The 19,631-nt window shown below is 73.5% G+C and carries 16 protein-coding genes and 1 pseudogene; 6 read left to right on the forward strand and 11 right to left on the reverse strand.

The features are described 5' to 3' along the window. Positions 1–2: 2 nt before the first annotated feature. Together ACFWPQ_RS41305 and ACFWPQ_RS41310 are read right to left on the reverse strand one after the other, a co-directional pair. On the reverse strand, positions 3–416 hold the full coding sequence (locus ACFWPQ_RS41305) for an adenylate kinase (RefSeq protein ID WP_384047145.1): 414 nt from the start codon (positions 414–416) through the stop codon (positions 3–5). Between the two features lie 37 nt (positions 417–453). After that, positions 454–1,512, reverse strand: a pseudogene (locus tag ACFWPQ_RS41310) (chitinase); the annotation flags it as partial. 198 nt (positions 1,513–1,710) lie between these two features. Here ACFWPQ_RS41310 and ACFWPQ_RS41315 point away from each other — a divergent pair. Next, a complete protein-coding gene (locus tag ACFWPQ_RS41315; protein ID WP_384047056.1) occupies positions 1,711–2,751 on the forward strand; it encodes an NlpC/P60 family protein in 1,041 nt (346 codons plus the stop codon). A 7-nt stretch (positions 2,752–2,758) separates the two neighbouring features. On the opposite strand, the gene ACFWPQ_RS41320 is transcribed toward ACFWPQ_RS41315, so the two are convergent. Together ACFWPQ_RS41320 and ACFWPQ_RS41325 are read right to left on the reverse strand one after the other, a co-directional pair. After that, positions 2,759–3,421 (reverse strand): response regulator transcription factor, encoded by a 663-nt coding sequence (locus ACFWPQ_RS41320; RefSeq protein WP_361297492.1) that lies wholly within the window; start codon positions 3,419–3,421, stop codon positions 2,759–2,761. Positions 3,422–3,536: 115 nt separating this feature from the next. Further along, positions 3,537–4,823, reverse strand: a complete 1,287-nt coding sequence (locus tag ACFWPQ_RS41325; RefSeq protein ID WP_384047148.1) for a sensor domain-containing protein — start codon at positions 4,821–4,823, stop codon at positions 3,537–3,539. A 367-nt stretch (positions 4,824–5,190) separates the two neighbouring features. On the opposite strand from ACFWPQ_RS41325, the gene ACFWPQ_RS41330 reads away from it, so the two are divergent. The 3 genes from ACFWPQ_RS41330 to ACFWPQ_RS41340 are packed head-to-tail and all read left to right on the forward strand — an operon-like array spanning position 5,191 to position 8,713. Then, positions 5,191–5,436 (forward strand): hypothetical protein, encoded by a 246-nt coding sequence (locus ACFWPQ_RS41330; RefSeq protein WP_384047059.1) that lies wholly within the window; start codon positions 5,191–5,193, stop codon positions 5,434–5,436. After that, positions 5,433–6,182, forward strand: coding sequence for an ABC transporter ATP-binding protein (locus tag ACFWPQ_RS41335; RefSeq protein ID WP_384047062.1), 750 nt, complete (start codon positions 5,433–5,435; stop codon positions 6,180–6,182). The genes ACFWPQ_RS41330 and ACFWPQ_RS41335 overlap by 4 nt, the downstream gene beginning before the upstream one ends. Positions 6,183–6,184: 2 nt before the next feature. Next, on the forward strand, positions 6,185–8,713 hold the full coding sequence (locus ACFWPQ_RS41340) for an FtsX-like permease family protein (RefSeq protein ID WP_384047065.1): 2,529 nt from the start codon (positions 6,185–6,187) through the stop codon (positions 8,711–8,713). A 290-nt stretch (positions 8,714–9,003) separates the two neighbouring features. Here ACFWPQ_RS41340 and gndA read toward each other — a convergent pair whose 3' ends face one another. Further along, a complete protein-coding gene (gene gndA / locus ACFWPQ_RS41345) occupies positions 9,004–10,443 on the reverse strand; it encodes an NADP-dependent phosphogluconate dehydrogenase (RefSeq protein ID WP_384047067.1) in 1,440 nt (479 codons plus the stop codon). Between the two features lie 187 nt (positions 10,444–10,630). Here gndA and ACFWPQ_RS41350 point away from each other — a divergent pair, with 187 nt between their 5' ends. Further along, positions 10,631–11,554 (forward strand): peptidoglycan DD-metalloendopeptidase family protein, encoded by a 924-nt coding sequence (locus ACFWPQ_RS41350; protein WP_384047069.1) that lies wholly within the window; start codon positions 10,631–10,633, stop codon positions 11,552–11,554. A 99-nt stretch (positions 11,555–11,653) separates the two neighbouring features. Then, positions 11,654–12,601 (forward strand): glycoside hydrolase family 26 protein, encoded by a 948-nt coding sequence (locus ACFWPQ_RS41355; protein WP_384047072.1) that lies wholly within the window; start codon positions 11,654–11,656, stop codon positions 12,599–12,601. Between the two features lie 10 nt (positions 12,602–12,611). On the opposite strand, the gene ACFWPQ_RS41360 is transcribed toward ACFWPQ_RS41355, so the two are convergent. From ACFWPQ_RS41360 to ACFWPQ_RS41385, 6 genes are read right to left on the reverse strand one after another with little or no spacing between them, the layout of a single operon-like run. Next, positions 12,612–13,958, reverse strand: a complete 1,347-nt coding sequence (locus ACFWPQ_RS41360; protein ID WP_384047075.1) for an NADase-type glycan-binding domain-containing protein — start codon at positions 13,956–13,958, stop codon at positions 12,612–12,614. Then, positions 13,955–14,515 (reverse strand): phage tail protein, encoded by a 561-nt coding sequence (locus tag ACFWPQ_RS41365; RefSeq protein WP_384047078.1) that lies wholly within the window; start codon positions 14,513–14,515, stop codon positions 13,955–13,957. Before ACFWPQ_RS41365 ends, ACFWPQ_RS41360 begins: the two co-directional genes overlap by 4 nt. 28 nt (positions 14,516–14,543) lie before the next feature. Next, positions 14,544–16,505 (reverse strand): putative baseplate assembly protein, encoded by a 1,962-nt coding sequence (locus tag ACFWPQ_RS41370; protein ID WP_384047081.1) that lies wholly within the window; start codon positions 16,503–16,505, stop codon positions 14,544–14,546. Between the two features lie 5 nt (positions 16,506–16,510). Next, positions 16,511–16,954 (reverse strand): GPW/gp25 family protein, encoded by a 444-nt coding sequence (locus tag ACFWPQ_RS41375; protein WP_181806072.1) that lies wholly within the window; start codon positions 16,952–16,954, stop codon positions 16,511–16,513. Between the two features lie 40 nt (positions 16,955–16,994). Continuing rightward, the gene (locus ACFWPQ_RS41380; protein WP_384047085.1) at positions 16,995–18,902 is read right to left on the reverse strand and encodes a VgrG-related protein; all 1,908 of its coding nucleotides are present in this window, start codon (positions 18,900–18,902) and stop codon (positions 16,995–16,997) included. Beyond that, complete coding sequence (locus tag ACFWPQ_RS41385) at positions 18,902–19,624, reverse strand: LysM peptidoglycan-binding domain-containing protein (protein ID WP_384047088.1); 723 nt, start codon at positions 19,622–19,624, stop codon at positions 18,902–18,904. The genes ACFWPQ_RS41380 and ACFWPQ_RS41385 overlap by 1 nt, the downstream gene beginning before the upstream one ends. Between the last annotated feature and the right edge of the window lie 7 nt (positions 19,625–19,631).

Genomic DNA, 19,631 nt, shown 5'->3' on the forward strand with positions numbered 1-19,631 from the left:
GGTCAGAGGGCTGCCAGCCAGGCCGCCGTGTCGTCCGGATGGCCGAAGCGGCGGGTGTCGAGCGGGGCGAAGCGCGGGTCCCGGGTACGGCTCCCGACCTCGCGTCGGCGGGTCCCGTGCTGCGACCAGGCCCACCAGGCCGGGTGCTCCCGGCTCAGCCGGCCCGTCCAGGTCTCCCTGTTGCCGCCGAAGAGGGACTCGCACGTGACGGTGCGCCGCAGGGACCGGCGCAGCACGCGGGGCATGACCACGCGCCTGGACACGTCCTCGGTCAGCCTGCTGTTGACCGCCCAGCCGGGACCGTCGAAGTACAGCGCGTCCATCTCGTGGTACCGCAGGCCCAGTCGGCCGCTCAGGGCCCGGGCGAGCGTGGACTTGCCCGCGCCGGTGACACCCACCACCAGGATCCGTTCCACGGGGGCACCCTGACCCGGTGACGGGCTAGGACCGCCGGCCGCCGAACGGTGCGAAGGTGTGGCTGAAGTACCACTGGTCCTGGGCGATTCCGGAGCAGGCGTTGGCGCCGGCGGTGCCGACGCAGCCGCCGTTGTCGCGCTGGAGGGCCCAGAAGGAGAGGGTGTCGATGCCCTGGGCGGCGGCCCAGCGCTCGACCGTCGCGGCGTTCTGGGTGGTGAAGGTCTCCGCGGGACCGAAGTCGTCGATGCCGGGCATCTCGGTGACGCCGACCTTGCCCCACAGGTCCTTGGCGCTCTTGTGCGGGTAGAGGGCGTGGAGTTGGGCGTGCAGGCCGTCGGCCGCGGTCTTCGTGTCGGCGGCCATGTCGTGGGCGGCGCCGTCGTAGTAGTCGAAGGTCATGATGTTGACGACGTCCACGCGCGCGTGGTTGTCGACGGCGTTCTGGAGGACGGCCAGTCCGTTGGCCTCCAGGCCCTTGGTGGTCGTCGGCAGGGTGTAGGAGAACTGGAGCGGGCGGCCGGTGCGTTCGGCCCAGCGCTCGGCCTTGGCGACCGCCTTGTTGCGGCGGTCGATTCCGGCCGCGTTCGCGAGGGAGTCCGCCTCGATGTCGAGGTCGATGCGGCTGATGCCGTAGGTCGTGACGAGCTTCTCGTAGACGCCGGCGATGGCGTCCACGTCGGTGCAGCTGTCGGCGAGTTCGGTGCCGGTGGTGTCGGCGCTGTAGCCGCCGAAGGAGGGGATGGCGTTGCCGCCGCGGGCCTGGAGGGCGGCGATGTCGGCGCCGAAGGTCGCCTGGCCGATGGGCTGGGTGGCGTCGCCGTTCCAGTCGGCGGTGCAGGAGCCCGCGTTCGGGGTCTGGAGGAAGGCCAGGGTGAGGTACTTGTTGCCGGACTCGGCGGCGAGCGCGGCGGGGCTCTCGCCGGTCCAGGCCTCGAAGTAGGGGGCCGCGACGTGGGCGGGCATGGGCTTCGCGGCGTGCTGGGCCGCGTGCGGGACGGCGGCGGGGGCCGCGTGTGCGGCGCCGGCCCCGAGGGCAACGAGCGCGGCGGACAGGGCGGTTGCGGGCAGGGCGTGCAGGGCACGAGTGCGTCTCATGGACGCCCATATTTGGACTAGACCAATTAACTGTCAAGGTTCTTTACAATCAACAGACCTTTTCGTTCGATGTGTCGTCAAGAGACGTTCCTGTTCAGTCACTTCCGGCCAAGATTTTTCATGCGAAGATTTGAACTGACCATAAGAGAGTCATTAGGGTCTGTTGCCCGAACCTCTGCTCGGAAGGAGCTCGCCTCCGTGGCGTCCCACCGTCGTGCCAAGCAGCCGGGCCGTGCCCGCGTCACCGTGCTCACCTCCGCCGCCGCGGCGGCCGTGGCCCTGAGCGCGCAGGCGGCCAACGCCGCGCCCAGCGAGAAGCCGAGCAAGAACGAGGTCAAGTCCCGCGTCGACAAGCTGTACGAGGAGGCCGAGCAGGCCACCGAGAAGTTCAACGGGGCCAAGGAGAAGCAGGAGAAGCTGCAGAAGCAGATATCCGCGCTCCAGGACTCGGTCGCCCGCGGGCAGGACGAGCTGAACGAACTCCGGGACGGCATCGGCTCCATGGCCACCGCCCAGTACCGCAGCGGCGGCCTCGACCCCTCCCTCCAGCTGTTCCTCTCCTCCGACCCGGACAGCTACCTGGACAAGGCGTCCACCCTCGACCAGCTGAGCAGCCAGCAGGTCGAGACGCTGAAGAAGATCCAGGCCAAGCAGCGCGAGCTGGCGCAGGAGCGGGCGGAGGCGACCGGCAAGCTCAAGGACCTGGCCGCCACCCGCACCGAACTCGCCAAGAAGAAGAAGGAAGTCCAGGCCAAACTGGCCGAGGCGCAGAAGCTGCTGAACAGCCTCACCGCCGCCGAGAAGGCCGCCCTCACCGCCGAGCAGGAGCGCGCGAGCCGCTCCTCCAGCGAGCGGGTGGACCTCGGCAACGACACCTCCGCCACCGGCCGGGCCGCCGCCGCCTTCGCCGCCGCCAAGACCAAGCTGGGCACCCCGTACGTCTACGGCGCCACCGGCCCCTCCTCCTTCGACTGCTCGGGCCTGACCTCCTGGGCCTACGCGCAGGCCGGTGTCTCCATCCCGCGCACCTCCGAGTCGCAGGCGACCATCGGCACCAAGATCTACTCGACCTCCGACCTCCAGGTCGGCGACCTGGTCTTCTTCTTCAACGACCTGCACCACGTGGGCCTGTACGCGGGCAACGGGCAGATCCTGCACGCCCCGCGCACCGGCACGGTCGTCCGCTACGAGTCGATGAGCACCATCGGCGGCCCGTTCATGTTCGGCGTCCGCGTCTGACCCGGGATCAACGGGATCTGACCCGGGCGTCCTCCAGGTAGTGCAGGACCGCCGCCACCCGGCGGTCCACCCGGTCGGCCGGGGACAGGTCGAGCTTCGCGAAGATGGACCGGATGTGCTTGTGCACGGCGCCGTCGGTGACGACGAGCCGTTCGGCGATCGCGGAGTTGCCGAGGCCCTCCGCCATCAGCGCCAGTACGTCGCGCTCGCGCGGGCTCAGCCGCTCCAGGCGGGTGTCCTGACGGGACCGGGCGAAGAGCTGGGCGACGACCTCGGGGTCGATCGCGGTGCCGCCGGCCGCCACCCGGTGCAGGGCGTCCAGGAACTCCTCGACCCGGCCCACCCGTTCCTTGAGCAGATAGCCGAGCCCGCCGACCCCGCCGGTGAGCAGCTGGGTCGCGAAGCTCTGCTCGACGTACGCGGACAGCACGAGGACGGCGAGTCCGGGGTGGCGGCGCCGGGCCTCGACGGCCGCGCGGATGCCCTCGTCGGTGTGGGTGGGCGGCATCCGGACGTCGAGGACGGCGACGTCCGGCGCACACGCCTCGACGGCGTCCAGCGCCTCGTCCGGGGTGCCGGCGGTCGCGGCCACGTCCATCCCCTCGGCCCGCAGCAGCAGGGCGAGCCCCTCACGGAGCAGGGGGTCGTCCTCGGCGATGACGATCCGCAGGGACGGGCGTGCAGCGTCGTGCGCCGGACGTACGGCGTCGTGCGCCGGACGTACACCGCCATGTGCTGGGCGGGCACCGTCATGTGCCGGGCGGGCACCGTCATGTGCTGGTGCTTCACGATCCACTGGGCAGGTCCACTTCCAGGGTTGTCGGGCCGCCGGGCGGGCTGGCCAGGCGGAGGGTGCCGTCGTGGGCCGCGACGCGGCGGCGGATGCCGGTGAGTCCGGAGCCGCCGGCCTCCTCGGCGCCGCCCCGGCCGTCGTCGGCGACGGTGAGCCGCAGCCGCCCGTCCCGGGCCCGGACGGTCACGGTGACGGAGCGGGCGCCGCTGTGCCTGGCGACGTTGGTCAGGGCCTCGGCGACGACGAAGTAGGCGGTCGCCTCGGCGGAGGCGGCACAGCGCTCGGGCGCGTCCACGTCGATGCGGCAGGGCACCGGGCAGTCGGCGGCGAGGCCGGACAGCGCACCCGCGAGCCCCCGGTCGTCCAGGACCGGCGGCAGGATGCTCCGCGAGACCGTGCGCAGCTCGGCCAGCGCCTGTTCGGCGGCGGACTGGGCGCGCTCCAGGATCTCCTCGGCGCGGGACGGATCGCGCGCCACCTGCCGGCGGGCGGCGCCGAGCAGCACGGTGACGGAGACCAGCCGGTTCTGCGTGCCGTCGTGCAACGCCCGCTCGATGCGCCGGAGTTCGGTGGCGTGGGCGTCGAGCGCGGCGGCCCGGGTGGCGGTGAGTTCCGCGACCCGCAGGGAGAGGTCCTGGTCGGGTCCGGCGGCCAGCAGCCGCCGCCCGGGGCCCGCCTGGAGCCGGGCCATGCCGGGGGTCAGCCCCAGGATGACGGCGAGCGAGCCGATCCCGAACGCGCAGACGGCGAAGGCCTCCGGCCAGGAGTGCGCGACGCCGAAGCCGACGGAGGTGGCGGTGGTGTCCTTCGGCACGAACTGCCAGTACAGCGGGAACGCCGTGTCCCGGACGGCGGACAGCGGCAGCAGGAACCCGGCCAGGCCCAGCAGCAGCCCGGCCGTGCCGTGCCGGGCCAGCCAGCGCAGCTCCCGCCCGGTGGCGGGGTCGCCCAGGGCGGTGCGCAGCCGGGTCGGCGGGGCCGGCTCCGGGGCGAGGACCTCGGGGCCGCGCCGGCCGAGCCGCTCGCGTTCCCGGCCGGCCAGGGCGTGCAGGGCGCGCAGCAGCGGGGGCGCCAGGAGCAGCCCGACGCCCAGCGGCGCGGTCACCGCGGCGACCGCGAGCAGCAGGAGCAGGAGCAGGGCCGTCGCGGCCGTACCGAGCCCGCCGACGAGCTCCGCGAGCGCGCCGCCGGCGGCGCGTACCGTCCGCCCGGCGAGGGCCTTCACCCCCTCGACGCCGTCCACCCCCTCGCCGCCGTTCGTCCCCTCGCCGTCGTCCATCTCCTCGACGCCGTCCATCCCCTCGCCGCCGTTCGTCCCCTCGCCGTCGTCCATCTCCTCGACGCCGTCCATCCCCTCGACGCCGTCCGCCGCCGTGCCGCCGGGCGACGGGCCGGTGCCGGGCGACGGGCGGGTAACGGGCGACGGGCCGGTGCCGGTGCCGGTGCCGGTGACAGCCATCGTCAGGCCTCCTCTCGACGTCGACGACCCTAGGGCGTACGGCAGTTCGGCGGGTCCGGGATCCCCGGAAGGTACAGCCTGCTGTACCTCCGATCCGGCGGTCCACGGGATCGGCCGAGGGGGGTCACGGTCCGTAGCGTCGGGGCCCGTACCGCAGGACGTCGGCCCCCAGCAGGAGGTTCCCCCCGTGGCCCACCCCGACCCGTACCGCCTCACCGGCACACCGCCCGTCGACCACCGTGACGACCGCGCCGGAACCGGCGGCGTGGACCTCACCCGCACCCTGCTCTGGTCCCTGCTCGTCCTCAGCGCGGCCGCCGACATGGCGACCTCCTACGGCGGCACCGCCCCCTGGATCAACGTGGCCTGCGGAGTGGTGACCCTGCTCAGCGCCGGCACCCTGACCGTGCGCCGGCTGCGAGGCCGCCGATGAGCACCACCGTGACGGACACCGCCCGCCGGGCCCCGGCCATCGCGCTCGCGGGCGTCGGCAAGACATACCCGGGCGGGGTGCGGGCCCTGGACGACGTGTCACTCACCGTGGAACACGGCACCTTCCTCGCCGTGATGGGCCCCTCGGGCTCCGGCAAGAGCACGCTGATGCACTGCGCGGCGGGCCTGGACGCACCCACGTCGGGCAGCGTCCGCATCGACGGCCGCGAGATCGCCGGGCTGAACGAGACCAGGCGCACCGAACTGCGCCGGGAGCGCGTCGGTTTCGTCTTCCAGGCCTACAACCTGATCCCGTCCCTCTCCGTCGAGGACAACATCACGCTGCCGCTGCGGCTGGCCGGCCGCCGACCCGACCGGGACTGGATCCGCACCCTGGTCGAACGCGTGGGTCTGGCCGACCGGCTCCACCACCGCCCCGCCGAGCTCTCCGGCGGCCAGCAGCAACGTGCGGCCCTGGTAAGGGCGTTGGCCGCCCGCCCGGCGGTGGTCTTCGCCGACGAGCCGACCGGCGCGCTCGACCTGCGCAGCGCCCACCAGGTCCTCGACCTGCTCCGGACCCTCGTCGACGACCTCGGCCAGACGGTGGTGATGGTCACCCACGACCCGGCCGCCGCGGCCCGTGCGCACACCGCGCTGGTGATGGCCGACGGCCGGGTCGTCGAGGCCCTGCACCACCCGATGGCGAGCCAACTGGCCGCCCGGCTCGCCGCGTTGGGAGACCACTGACCATGTTCCGCTTCGCCCTGCGGATGGCCGCGCACCGGATCGCCTCGCTGCTCGCCGTGGCCTGCGCGGTCCTGGGCGGCGCCGCCCTGATCACCGCCACCGGGGTGCTGGCCGAGTCCGGGCTCCGCTCCCAGCTGCCCCCGGGCCGTCTCGGCGGCGCGGACGTCGTGGTCGCCGCCGACCAGGAGTTCCACGTCTCCGGCGACCTGCCGATCGCGCTGCCCGAACGGGCCACGGTCCCGGCCGGCCTCACCGCCCGCCTGGCGAGGCTGCCCGGTGTCACCCTCGCGGTCGGCGACCTCGGTCTCCCGGCCGCCGTGACGGACGCGCACGGCCGCCTGCTCCCGACCGGCGCCGGCCAGGACCCGGCGGCGGCCGGACACGGCTGGTCCTCGACGAAGCTGCTGCCCGGCGCGCGCGTCGAGGGCGCGGCCCCGGCGGCCCCCGCCGAGGTGGCGGTGGCCGCGACGACCGGCCTGTCCGTGGGCGACCGGGTCCTGGTCACCGCGAACGGCCGCGCCGCCACCGCCTACCGCGTCTCGGCGCTGGTCCACGCCCCGGACGCGGGCGTCTACTTCACGGACGCCAGGGCGGCCGAACTGGCGGGCCGTGGCGCGAAGTCGGCCGACGCCGTGGACCTCATAGGCCTCCGCACCCGGCCCGGCGCCAGGGACCAGGTGGCCGCGGAGGTCCGTGCGGCGGTCGCCGGCAGCGGACTCGAGGTGCTCACCGGAGCCGACCGCGGTACGGCCGTGGCCCCCGGCGTGGGATCCGCCCGCTCCCTCCTCGTCCTCCTCGCCGGCTCACTCGCCGGCATCGTCCTGCTGATCACCGGGTTCGTGACGACCGGCGCGCTGGGCGTGGCGATCGCCGGGCAGCGCCGCGACCTGGCGCTGATGCGGGCCGTCGGCGCGACCCCGCGGCAGATCCGGCGGCTGGCGGCGGCCCAGTCGACGGCCGTCGCCGCGGTGGCCCTGGTCCCGGGCGTCGCCCTCGGCTACCTGCTGGCCGGCCGCTTCCGCACCCTGCTCGTCCACCGTGACGTCCTCCCCAACCAACTCCCCCTCACGCTCAGCCCGTTCCCCGCCCTGGCCGCCGTCCTTCTCCTCCTCGCGGCCGTCCGGTTCGCGGCCCGCTGCGCGGCCTGGCGCACCTCGAGGATGCCGGCCACCGAGGCGGTCGCCGAGTCCCGCAGCGAGCCCCGCGCCCCCTCCCGCCCCCGCACGGTCGCGGGCCTGCTCCTGATCGCCGCCTCCGCCGTCCTCTCCGTCACCCCGCTCCTGCAACGCACCGCGATCGGCGCCTCCGCCACCTCCATCGCGGGCATCGTCGCCGCGATCGGCCTGGCCCTGGCCGGCCCCGCGCTGGTGCAGGCGACGGGGGAAGCGGCCGTACGACGGCTGCGGCCCGGGGTGTCCGCGCCGACCTGGCTGGCCCTGTCCAACGTCCGGGCGTACGCGCGACGCGTCACCGGGGTGGTCAGCCCGCTCGCCATGGCGGTCGTGTTCGTGCTGACGTACACCCTCGCCCAGACCACCGTGCTGGCCGCTACCTCCGACGACACCCGCACCGGGACGCTCGGCCAGTACCGGCTGACCGCCGGCGCCCTCGGCGGGCTGCCGACGGACACGGTCTCCGCGGTACGACGGCTGCCGGGCGTTCGGGCCGCGGCCCCCGTCGGCACCACCACCGTCGTCTGGCCGTACCGCCAGTTCGGCGACACCGAGACCGAGTCCGCCGCCGCGCTGATCCTCACCCCCGCCGCGCGGGACGTCCTCGACCTCGGGGTGACCCGGGGCAGCCTGGCCGGCCTCACCGGCGCCACGGTCGCCGTCAGCAGCGAGGTGGCGGGCCCGCGCGATGCGCAACTCGGCGCCCGTATCAAGCTGTTCCTCGGCGACGGTGCGCCCGTCGAGGCGAAGGTGGTGGCCGTCTACGACCGCGGGCTCGGCTTCGGCCCGGTCGTCCTCTCCCACGACCTGGCCGCCGGGCACACCACGTCCGGGCTCGACCAGAGCGTCCTCGTCCGCACCGACGGCACGGCCGGCGCCGAACGCGGGCTCACCGCGCTGACCGCCGCCCGCCCCGGCCTCGCCCTCTCGGACACGGCCCCGGAGGCGGGCGCGGACACGCCGCCCGAGGTGTGGGTGAACCTCGCCGTCATCGTCGTCCTGCTCGGCTACCTCCTGCTCAGCATCGCCAACCGGCTGGTCGCGGCGACGGCCCAGCGCCGCACGGAGATCGCCGCGCTGCGGCTGGTCGGTACGACGCCCAGGCAGATCCTCGCGATGATGCGCAGGGAGGCCGGGGTGATCGCGGTGGCCGCGCTGGTCTCGGGGGCGGCGCTGTCCGCGGTGCCGCTGGCGCTGCTGGGCGAGGGTTTCCTGTCCCGCCCCTGGCCGGCGGGCCCGGCGTGGCTGTTGCCCGCGGCGGCGGCGACGGTGGTGGCGACGGCGTACGTGACGGTGGAGCTGCCGACGAGAAGGGCCCTGCGGCTGCCGCCGGCCGAGGCGGTCAGGGTGGGTGTGTGAAGCGCCCTGTCTTTTTGGGGGCGCGGGGAACTGCGCGACAAGCCACAGCGGACCCGCGGTCGACACTGGACGGGAATGGCGGTCCGAGAGTGCCGCGATCCGTCGTCAGTCGGCTGCGCCATCGTCGTGGCTGGTCGCGCAGTTCCCCGCGCCCCTACGGGGGCGCTGCTCAGCCCGGGGTTCCGTTGCGGCCGGTCGCGCCCCCGCGGCGGTAGCCGCATATCAGATACAGCCCCGCGCCCCTAAAAGCCAAAAGCCAAAGGACAAAAGACAAAGACAGGGCGTGCTGATCAGCCCTCTGTTTCCGGGCGGCCCTCTGTTGCCCAGTGGGTGTGGAAGGCGCCCTCTCTGTCGACGCGGGCGTAGGTGTGGGCGCCGAAGTAGTCGCGCTGGCCCTGGAGGAGGGCCGCGGGGAGTCGGGCGGCGCGGAGGGTGTCGTAGTGGGACAGGGCCGCCGAGAAGGCCGGGACGGGAATGCCCCGGCGGGCCGCCGACGCGACCGTCTCCCGCCACGGCACCTGCGCGTCGGCGATCTCCTTCGCGAACTCCTCCTCGGCCAGCAGGCTGACGAGGTCCGGGTCGGCCCGGTAGGCCGCGCGGATCCGGTCCAGGAAGGACGCGCGGATGATGCAGCCGCCCCGCCAGATCCGGGCCACCGCGCCGAGGTCGATCTTCCAGCCGTACTCGGCGGCCGCGTCCTGGATCATCGTCCAGCCCTGGTCGTAGGCGATGACCTTCGACGCGTACAGGGCGTGTTCGACGCGGGAGGCGAAGCGGTCGGCCTCGGTGGCGCTGAGCGGGGGTGTGGTGCCGCCCGGCAGACCGGCGTAGGCGGCGCGCAGCGCGCTGCGGCCGGACGCCGCTCGGGCGAAGGTCGCCTGGGCGATCGCGGTGACCGGGGAGGCCAGGTCCAGCGCGGTCTGCACGGTCCAGCGCCCGGTCCCCTTCTGCCCGGCCGCGTCGGCGACGACGTCGACGAAGGGCGCGCCGGTGGCGGCGTCGACGTGGGCGAGGACGTCGGCGGTGATCTCGATGAGGTAGGAGCCGAGGCGGCCGCCGTTCCACTCCCGGAAGATGTCGGCGATCTCGGCCGGCGCGTACCCGCCGACCTGGCGCAGCAGGTCGTACGCCTCGGCGATGAGCTGCATGTCGGCGTACTCGATGCCGTTGTGGACCATCTTCACGAAGTGCCCGGCGCCGTCCGCGCCGACGTGCGTGGCGCACGGCTCGCCGCCCACCTTCGCGCTGATGTCCTCGAACATCGGCCCGAGCACGGCGTACGACTCCGCGGAGCCGCCCGGCATGATCGACGGCCCGTGGAGCGCGCCCTCCTCGCCGCCGGAGACGCCCACACCCACGAAGTGCAGGCCCTTCTCGCGCAGCGCGGCCTCGCGGCGGCGGGTGTCGGCGAAGTGGGCGTTGCCGCCGTCGATGACGATGTCACCGGGTTCGAGGAGCGGCACGAACTCGTCGATGACCGCGTCGGTCGCGGCACCCGCCTGGACCATGATCATGAGGCGGCGGGGGCGTTCCAGGGCGGCGACGAACTCGGCCGCGGTCTCGGCGCCGACGAAGTCGCCCTCGCTCCCGTACTCCTCGATCAGCGCGCGGGTGCGGGCGGGGGTGCGGTTGTGGACGGCGACCGGGTAGCCGTGCCGGGCGAAGTTCCGGGCCAGGTTGCGGCCCATCACGCCCAGGCCTGTCACGCCGATGGCTGCGGATGCGTTCACGGGGGGACTCCGTTCTGCGGACACGTGCTGTGCCCGGAGGTACGGGCCGACGGCGGGCGGGCGTTCAGTTCCGGGCGGGTGAAACGGTGCGGGCCGCGCCGGGGGCGATCATCCGAACAGGCGAAAGTCGTGGCCCCCGGGCGCGTGGGGCCACCTCCCGGCGAGCCGTTCGTCAGAGGATCCGAAGATGCGAACGGATGATCTACGGCTGCTCGTCGCCGCGCTGGTGCTCCTCCTGACCGGCGCGTTCCTCACCACGCCCGCCAAGGCCGCGCAGCGCCCCGGCCACTGCGCCTTCGGGCGGCCCAGCACCCCGCCCCCCGCCGCCCGCAAGGGCGGGACCGGACGCGCCGACGTCGTCAGTCACACCGGTCGCACCGCCCGCACCTCCCGCTCCGCCCGGTGGACCGCGCCCACGGTCCGCTACCGGCTCTCCGCCCGGTACGCCGCCAAGGGCCACCACTGGCAGCACCGGCACACCGGCCAGGACTTCGCCGTCCGCACCGGCACGCCCGTGTACGCCGTCGGCTCCGGCCGGGTCGTGGCCGCGTCCTGCGGCGACGGATTCGGCAACCAGGTCGTGTTACACCACCTCGACGGCTACTACACCCAGTACGCCCACCTGTCCGTCATCAACGTCCGCCCCGGCCAGCGGGTCTCGACGGGCCAGCGCATCGGCGCCGCGGGCTCGACCGGCAACGCGGACGGCCCGCATCTCCACTTCGAGGTCCGCACCAGCCGCCGCGCGGACTCCGCCATCGCGCCGCTGCCGTGGCTGCGGCACCACGGCGTGAGCGTGCCCGCAACGGCGTGCCCGGAGCACCCGCGCCCCCACTCCCATTCCCACTCGCATCCGCGCCCGCGCCCACACCCGCATCCGCGTCCCCACCCGACCCCGAGCACTCCGAGCATCCCCGACACCCCGTACCCGAGTGCGCTGCCGTCGGCCGACTGGACGGGACCCGCGCAGCCGTGGCACGGCCGGCCGCCGAGGGCGCCGGGGAAGCCGGGGACGCCGGGGAAGCCGGGGACGCAGAAGGCCCCGGCGACACCGTGGAACCCGGCCACGCCCTGGGATCTGACGACGCTGTGGGACCCGGGGACGAGGTGAACCCGCCGCCGGCACGGCGGTAGCACGACGACAGCGCGCAGGGTCACGTTATGTCCACATAGCGTGGCCCCCGCGCACGGAGCGGCCAGACTGCCTCCCATGGCACGTCTGAGGTTCCTGTGGGCCGCCGCGCTGGCCGCCGCCCTGCTGCTCCCGGTCTCCCGGCCGGAGACCCCGCGACCCGCCGCGCCCGGGCCGTTCGGGGCGTACGTCGGGTACGGGGCGGACGGGGTGCGGCGGGTGGCGGCGCTCGGGAGCTGGCTGCGGGACGAACCCCGGGTCGGGCACACCTACCTGCCCGGGGACGTGTGGCGGAACATCGAGGGCGCCCCGGACTTCGTACGGATCTGGGCCCGGTGGCGGCGGGCCGAACCCGACCGGCTCCTCGTCCTCAACGTGCCGATGCTGGAACACACCGAGGCGCACGTCCCGGACCCCGAGGTGCGCCGCCAACTCCAGCTCGGGGCCAAGGGGTTGTACGACGGTCACTTCCGCACCCTGGCCCGCAGGCTGGTCGCGGTCGGCGCGCCGGACACCGTCGTCGTGCTCGGCTGGGAGATGAACGGCGTCACGTACACCCACCGCTGCGGACCTGACCCCGCCTCCTGGCGGGCCTACTGGCGGCGGATCGTGACGGCCATGCGGTCGGTGCCGGGCGCCCGGTTCCGGTTCGACTTCGCGCCCAACCGGGGGCGGGACGACATCCCCTGGACCGCGTGCTACCCGGGGGACGGGTTCGTGGACGTGGTGGGGATGGACGCGTACGACGCCCCGCGGGGGATGTCCTTCGAGGAGCAGGTCACCGAGCCGTACGGGCTGCGGGCCCAGGTCGAGTTCGCCCGGGCCCACGGCAAACCGGTCTCCTACCCCGAGTGGGGGCTGTACGAGAACGGCGACGACCCCGCGTATCTGCGGGGCATGCTGGACTGGTTCGCGAGCAGCCGCCCGATGTACCAGACGATCACCGACTACTGCCCGCACGGCGTGTGGAGCTGCCGGGGCAACCCCAGGTCCACGGCCGTCTACCGGTCCCTGATGAGGAGCTAGGAGCCAGGAGCTAGGAGTTCGCGCTCGACGGGCCGAAGAACTCGATCTCGGCGATGGCCACCTGGGTGTCGGCCGACGCCTGGTACGAGGATTCGATCGTGAAGCGGACGGAGACGACGTCCGCCGCGCGGAAGTCACGGGTCTGGCCGCCGGCCGTCTGGTCGAGGGTCAGCTCGCGGGTCTCGGTCTTCCCGTCGTCGGTCTTGATGGTCGCCTTCATGCGGTGCGGCAGCGCCGACTTCTTCAGCTGGTCGTTGTGGGTCGACTCGCCGGAGGTGATGACGACGTTCAGGAGGCGGGTCGGCTCGTCGAAGTGCGCCTCGATCCACTCGCCCTCGCCGCCCTGGGTCACGCCCGGACCCCACCACGTGTTGTTCAGCTTGTCGAAGACCAGTTCCGGCTTGTGGCCGGCGTACGAGCGGGAGGCGCGGTAGGTGTCCGGGGAGACCTGGGCGCGCTTCGCGAAGTGGTCGCGGGTGGCGCTGATCGCCTTCGGCGTGTTGACCGCCAGGACGGTGACTCCGGTGAGGACGACGGCCGCGACGATCCAGGTGAGGACGCGGTCGAAGGTGCGGCGGAGGCGCGGGCGGTCGCCGGCCCACGGGGTCTCTCTCCTGCGGAAGTCGAGGATGCGGCGCCACCAGGGGCGGGGGGCCGAGGCGGCGGCGCCGGGGTGGCCGGCCATGGGCATGGCGCAGCGGGTGCAGAAGTGGCGGTCGGGGCGGTTGGGGGTGGCACACCAGGGGCAGGGGGTGCCGCCGTGGGCGCCGAGGTCCTCGCCGGGGGCGCGGACGGAGGCGGGGCGTTGGGGGGTGGGGCGGCCGGGGAGGACGGGGGCGATGGGTTGGGGGGCCGGGGTGGGGGTGGGCTCACTCACCGGGATGAGGAGGCGGCGGGCTCGGTCGTGGTCGGGGTCCGGTGCCGGTGCAGGCGTGGGTGTGGGCTCTGATTCGGGTGCGGATTGTGGGGTGGGTATGGGGGTGGTTTCGGCTGTGGAGAATGTGGCGGTGGGTGGGGGCTGGTCGCGCTCACGTGGCGGTAGCCGCACATCCGATTCAGCCCCGCGCCCCTGAGGGGGCGCTGTCGCCGCCGCCGATTCCAAGTCGCCGTGAGTCTGACGGGGCGCTGTCGCCGCCGCTGGTTCCCGTTGAGGGAGACCCGTGGCGCCGTCTCTTCGGGTGAAGGCGTCCCAGGCGGGGGCGGGGGCGGGGGCCAGGTCGGGGGCCGAGGGTTGCTGGGGCTGAGGGGGCTCCTCGCTGTTGCCGGCCCAGCTCAGGACCGCGCCGCACGCGTCGCAGAAGGACTGGCCCGGTTCGGCGACCGTGCCGCACTCCGTGCAGTTCCGGTTGGTCGTCATGGCTGCGGGGTCCTTTCGGCGGACGCGGTCACCTGGACCGTGTAGGGCATGTGAGCGGGGCGGGCGGCCGCCACGAGGTGTTCCAGGCGGACCTCGTCGGCCGGGGTGGGGGACGGGAGCGTGAGGTGGACGTGGAGGTGGGGGCGGGGGGCACCGGGGAACGGGCCGAGCGGGCGGGCGTTCCAGTCGGCGCCGCCGCTCTCCGTGATGTCCGGGGTCACGCCGAAGGCCAGACGGACCGTCTCGGACAGGCCGAGGCGGGTGCCCCGGATGCGGTGCAGGTAGGCGGCCGCCGCCACGGCCGCCCGGAGCAGGGGTTCCGGTTCGGTGCCGTCCGTCTCGGCGCCGACCCAGGTGCCGAGCCATTCCGCGAAGTCCAGCGGGGCCAGCGCCGGGTCGAAGTAGCTGGGCAGGCAGTCGAGGACGTTCGGGATCGGGGCGATCACGTCGTCCAGGCCGGCGACGAAGCGCAGCGCGAGGTCGTCGTCGGCGAAGACCGCCGGGAGCATCGCGCCGATGGGGACGGAGGAGCCGAGGCCGTCGATGGAACCTCTCAACGGAGGCCTCCGGACGGGTTGTTGCCGGTCATTCGCCGATCACCCTCACCCGGTGGTCGAAGGAGAAGACCAGGGACGGGGCGTCCAGGTCGATGCGGTCGGTCGGGTCGCCGCGCTTGCCGGTGAGCGGGTCGGCGGGGTGCAGGACGACCTCGTCGACCAGTTCCACGCCGGGGACGCGCTGCAGCACCGCGAAGACCTCGCCGGACTGCACCGGGCGCCCGAACCGCCAGCCCTTGCCGTCCGCGCCGCCGGTCAGCGGGTCCAGGTGGCGGTAGAGGGCGTCGTGGGCCTGGTGGCGGACCCGGTCGACGTCCACGCCGCGGAAGGCGTGCACGGTGGCGACGACCGTGACGCCCTGGTAGAAGGGCGGGCCGACCGCCAACCGGGTTCCGATGAGGCGGCGTTCGTCGAGGTAGCGGGTGATGCGGTCGAGCAGGGCGTCGCCGGGGACGAGTTGTTCGAAGCGAAGGCGGCCGCCGGGATCGGGGACCGCCTGGGGCACCACCAGGACCCGGACCGCGTACGACCCGTGCTCGCCCTCCTCGCCCTCCAGGCAGGTGATCCGGGCCGTCTCGGGGGCGGCGCGGCGGGCCAGCTCCTCGTAGTCGCGCAGGGTCACCGCCCGCTCCTGGGCGCGCAGCGTGATCGGCGCGCGGACCTTCGCCTCGGCGACCGTCTCGCCGTCCACCCCGCCGCGCGCGGCCTCCCGGTTGACGACCTCCGCCACGTACGGGATGGAGGAGCGGAGGATCTGTACGGCCCCGCGGGCCACGTTGCCGTCCCGGCCGCCGCCGGTGCGGTAGCGGCGGGCCCGGACGACCGCGCCCTTCGGGGCCACCGTGCCGTACTGGCGCAGGGTGCCGTCCGGTTCGCGGACCGCGGGGCCGAAGGCGATGTCGCCGGTGGTCGCGTCGAGGGTGATGTGCCGGTCGTGCGGGCCGGAGGCCGCGAAGTGCGGGACGACCTGCCAGTCCGCCCAGCCGTCCTCGCCGTCGTGCTCGGCGGTCTGGAGAAGGAGCGGCGGGGTGTCGCCGACCACGGGGGCGTGGGCGAGCCTGAGGCGCTGGCCGGGCAGGCCGGTGGACTCGCCGAGCGCCTCGTCCTCGACGGTCTCCGCGTGGACGGCGGCCGTGGTGCCGCCCACCGTGCAGGCCTCGACGAACCGGACCGTCGGGGAGGTGGTGTAGAAGGGCTGGTCGGCGTGCGGCTCGGTGACCCGGCAGCGCAGCCAGCTCGCCTCCAGGCCGCCGTTGCGGGACAGCACGTGACCACCGGGGACGTGCAGCACGACCTCGCCGGGGCGGTTGAGACCGCCGGTGCCGTCCCGGTCGACCTCGCACTCCCGCCAGCCGTCCTCCGTCCACGCCTCCCAGACCAGCGGGGGCTGCCGCGGGTCCACGCCGACACCGTCGACCCGGCTGTCCAGGTCCAGGGCGACCGCGCAGTGCGGGACGGCGGCGGAGAGGCCGAGCAGCATGCAGTCACCGGGGTTCGGGCTCTCGGTGAAGCACAACAGGTCCTTGCCCTCGGCGAGTTCATGGGTGAGGTCGACGACGGCCGCGCCGTGCTGCTGCCGCAGCAGGTGCCGCAACTCGCTCGGCACGATGGTCAGTTCGCGCTCGGTGGTGAAGACCACCGCCTCCTGCGTCTCGGTGCGGCGGGTCGCCACCTCGGTGCCGACCGGCACCGGAACCGGCTCCTCCTGGGCCGCCGACAGCCAGAACGTCACGTCCGTCCGGGCCGCGGAGGGCGGGAACAGGGTGATGCCGACCAGGTCCAGGAAGGCGAGGTGGTTCTTCTCCGGGACCCGGTTGAGGCGGTACACGATCTGGTCGGCCATGTGCGCGACCGTCTCCACCAGCGTGATGCCGGGGTCGGAGACGTTGTGGTCGGTCCACTCCGGGGCGCGCTGCTGGATGTAACGCTTGGCGTCGTCGACGAACTGCTGGAAGCGGCGGTCGTCGAGGTTCGGGGAGGGCAGGGCCATCGGGATCAGCGGTCGCTTTCGGAGGAGTCCGGGGAGGCGGGGGGCAGGTCCGGCTCGTCGTGGGAGGGGATGACGTAGAAGGGGAAGACCAGGCTGCGCGGGTTGTTGGTGCCGCGGATCGAGTAGCGGACGTCGATCATCAGCACGCTCGGGTCGGCGCCGGTGGTCACCTCGACGTCCTCGACCTCGATCCGGGGCTCCCAGCGGTCGAGGCTGGCGTGCACCTCGTGCTGGATCCGGCCGGCGGTCTGCTCGTTGACCGGGGCGAAGACGAGGTCGTGGATGGCGCAGCCGAACTCCGGCCGCATCGGGCGTTCGCCCGGGGCGGTGGAGAGGATGAGGCGGATGGCCTCCTCGACCTCCTTCTCGCCGCTGACCAGGGCGATGCCGCCGGTGGGCCCGATCCGCAACGGGAACGACCAGCCGGAGCCGACGAACTGCTCTGCCATCAGCCCCGCACCCGCCCCTCGGGGAAGACCTGTCGCCCGCTCACGGGATCACCATCACGGTCAGTCCGCCCATCGTCATCATGCCCAGGACCGGCACCTGGGGGGCCTGGATCCCCACGGTGACCAGGGAGCTGATCGCGACGGCGGCGTTGCCGCGCAGCGACAGGGCGGCGTTCGCCATCAGGCTCACCGCGGCGGCGTTCACGGTGACCGCGCCCGCCGGGGCCTTGATGTCGACGAGTTCCGCACTCTGCAGGGACAGCGGTCCCCCGCTCCGGATGCTGAGCGCGCCGCCCGCCTTCAGGGACAGGTTGGCGCCGGCCTCCACCGACACCGACCTGCTGCCCTTGATGGAGACGCTGCCCTTGCTGTCCACGGTGATCTCGGTCTGCTGCCGGTCCAGGAAGACGGTCAGCTTGTCGTCGCCGCTGGCCAGCCGGACGCCCTGTTTGCGGCCCCGCTGGTCGAGCAGGTCCATGCGGTTGCCGACGCGGTCGGAGACGGTGTGCCGGGTGGCCCGGCCGCGCATGCCGTCGTGCAGCGGCACGTCCTTGACCCTGGTCGGCTTGTCCTTGCCGTTGTAGAGGCCGCCGATGACGTACGCGTGGTCGAGGGCGCCCCGGTCGAAGGCGACGAGCACCTCGTCCCCGACGTCCATCGGGAAGACCCCGCCGCCGCGCACCCCGCCCCACTGCACGGTCCGGGTCCAGTCGCTGACGTAGGTGTCGTCCAGCCACGGGAACTTGACCTTCACCCGCCCCTGCTGGAGCGGATCCTGCACGTCGGTGACGAGGGCCTGCGCCACACTGGGCTGCCGGTCGCCGCCCGCGTCCCCGCCACCACCCGAGGCGACGCCGTACAGCGACCGCCACTGCCGCCCGCTGACCGTCACCCAGGTCTCGTAGTGCTTGGCGTCGCCGAAGACGTGCCGTACCGAGGTGACCGTGTACTTCCCCTCGAAGGGGTCCCCGACGTCCGCGAGCGCCACCGGCACCCCCGGCCGCAGCTTCGGATTGCCCCGCACGACCACCTCCACCTCGGCGAACGTCGAGGTGACGTCGTCGGAGAGGGCGTCGGCCGCGTACTTCACCTCGGACTGCTTGTCGTACGGCGTGCGCGTCTCCACCAGCTTCGACGTCTTGAACTCGCCGGCCGCCGCGCCCGGGGTGGTGCCGATGCTGTACCCGGTGTTGCTCGCGGGCGTCACGGTGGCCGTGAGCGCCTTCTTCGTCCGTACGTCCCAGCCGCGCGACTCGACCTTGTTCACCTGGTCGGAGGCGGTGACCGCGGTACGCAGCCGCAGGATGTCGTGCCCGGCCTCCAGCACGAACGGGCTCTTGTCGCCGTCGGTCCGCGGCGAGGGCGCCCCGGAGGCGCTCTTCTGCTTCACGAACTGGAACTTGCCGTCCGCGTCCACCGACATGACCATCTCGTTCTCGTCGGCGAGCCGGGCCAGGAAGTCCCAGTCGGTGACGTTCGACTGGCTGATGAACTCGTAGACGGTCCTGGTGGCCTGGATCCGGCCGATCGGCACGCCGTCCTGCGCGGCGAGCTTGCGGGCGATGTCGGAGGCGGTCTGGTTGCGGTAGGCGACCACGCGGCGCTGCCGCATCAGCCGGAACCCGTAGTCGTAGCCCCGGACCACCGCGTAGCTGCCGGTGCCGTCGTACTCGGCCTCCATGCCCGTGACCTCGCCGGTGAGCAGCGGGTCGCCGGTGCCCTGGCCGTCGGAGACCGGTGTGATCACCACCGGGGTGCCGAACTGCACGCCCAGCTTGCCCAGCAGCTTGCGCGCCGGGTCCCGGAAGGTCAGCTGGAAGGCGGCGGGCACCCCGACGCCCTGGTCCACGTGCGCGTCGACCAGATAGCGCCCGTACTCCGAGGTCGCGGTCAGCTCCTTGCCGCCGATGACGACCTTGATGACGTTCGAGAAAGCGTGCTTCACCATCAGGACCGCACCTCCTCGGCGGCCGGCAACACCAGTTCCGTCCCGGTGGGCAGCCACCCCGGGTCGTCGATCCCGTTGGCGTCCGCGATCGCCCGCCAGGCGGCCGCGTTGCCGTACTCCCGCCAGGCCAGCGACTGGAGCGAGTCGCCAGCGACGACCCGGTGCACGCGCTGCGCGGTGAGCGCGCCGGACGTCGGGTTCTGTCCCGCGGTCTTGCTCGGGATCTCGTGCAGCTGGAGCCGGCAGCTGGCCCGGATCGGCATCCCGCTGGTCCCGAAGAGGGAGTAGGAGACGTCGGCGGAGGCCACGTACGCCGTGAAGTTGGCCGTCGAGAACGAGCCCCACTGGAAGACCACCCAGGGCGGCGACGGCTGCTTGGCGGCGATGCTCTTGCCGGTGACCTCGCAGCAGGCCAGCAGCGACTCCACCTTCTTCATCACGTCATTGCTGTCCGGGTCGTCGGACCGGTCCAGGAAGATCTCCACGCTCATCTCACGCGGATGGGTGCCGAGGAACTCCGGGAGCGCGCCGTCCCGTTCGATCGGCGCCGCCGACGACTTCCAGTCCGCCCGGCGGGCGATCGACAGCTGCGCCGGGTTGAACTCGAAGCCGAACGTCTTGATGATGCCGCCCGGGCTGGTGCTGGTGCCCACGGGCGGCTCGTGAATCGCGAGGGTGGCCCGCACGAGGCTCTTGCCGGCGCCCCGGCTGCTCCTGGCCATGATCTGG

This window comes from Streptomyces sp. NPDC058464 (genome assembly GCF_042721035.1).
Lineage (GTDB): Bacteria > Actinomycetota > Actinomycetes > Streptomycetales > Streptomycetaceae > Streptomyces.

Excerpts from the sequence above, each read along its gene's own strand:
- ACFWPQ_RS41340 (WP_384047065.1), top strand. The coding sequence starts at position 6,185 with ATGTTCCGCTTCGCCCTGCGGATGGCCGCGCACCGGATCGCCTCGCTG.
- ACFWPQ_RS41325 (WP_384047148.1), bottom strand. The coding sequence starts at position 4,823 with ATGGACGACGGCGAGGGGACGAACGGCGGCGAGGGGGTGGACGGCGTC.
- ACFWPQ_RS41335 (WP_384047062.1), top strand. The coding sequence starts at position 5,433 with ATGAGCACCACCGTGACGGACACCGCCCGCCGGGCCCCGGCCATCGCG.
- ACFWPQ_RS41380 (WP_384047085.1), bottom strand. The coding sequence starts at position 18,902 with ATGGTGAAGCACGCTTTCTCGAACGTCATCAAGGTCGTCATCGGCGGC.
- ACFWPQ_RS41360 (WP_384047075.1), bottom strand. The coding sequence starts at position 13,958 with ATGACGACCAACCGGAACTGCACGGAGTGCGGCACGGTCGCCGAACCG.
- ACFWPQ_RS41370 (WP_384047081.1), bottom strand. The coding sequence starts at position 16,505 with ATGGCCCTGCCCTCCCCGAACCTCGACGACCGCCGCTTCCAGCAGTTC.
- ACFWPQ_RS41385 (WP_384047088.1), bottom strand. The coding sequence starts at position 19,624 with ATGGCCAGGAGCAGCCGGGGCGCCGGCAAGAGCCTCGTGCGGGCCACC.
- ACFWPQ_RS41375 (WP_181806072.1), bottom strand. The coding sequence starts at position 16,954 with ATGGCAGAGCAGTTCGTCGGCTCCGGCTGGTCGTTCCCGTTGCGGATC.
- ACFWPQ_RS41350 (WP_384047069.1), top strand. The coding sequence starts at position 10,631 with ATGCGAACGGATGATCTACGGCTGCTCGTCGCCGCGCTGGTGCTCCTC.
- ACFWPQ_RS41355 (WP_384047072.1), top strand. The coding sequence starts at position 11,654 with ATGGCACGTCTGAGGTTCCTGTGGGCCGCCGCGCTGGCCGCCGCCCTG.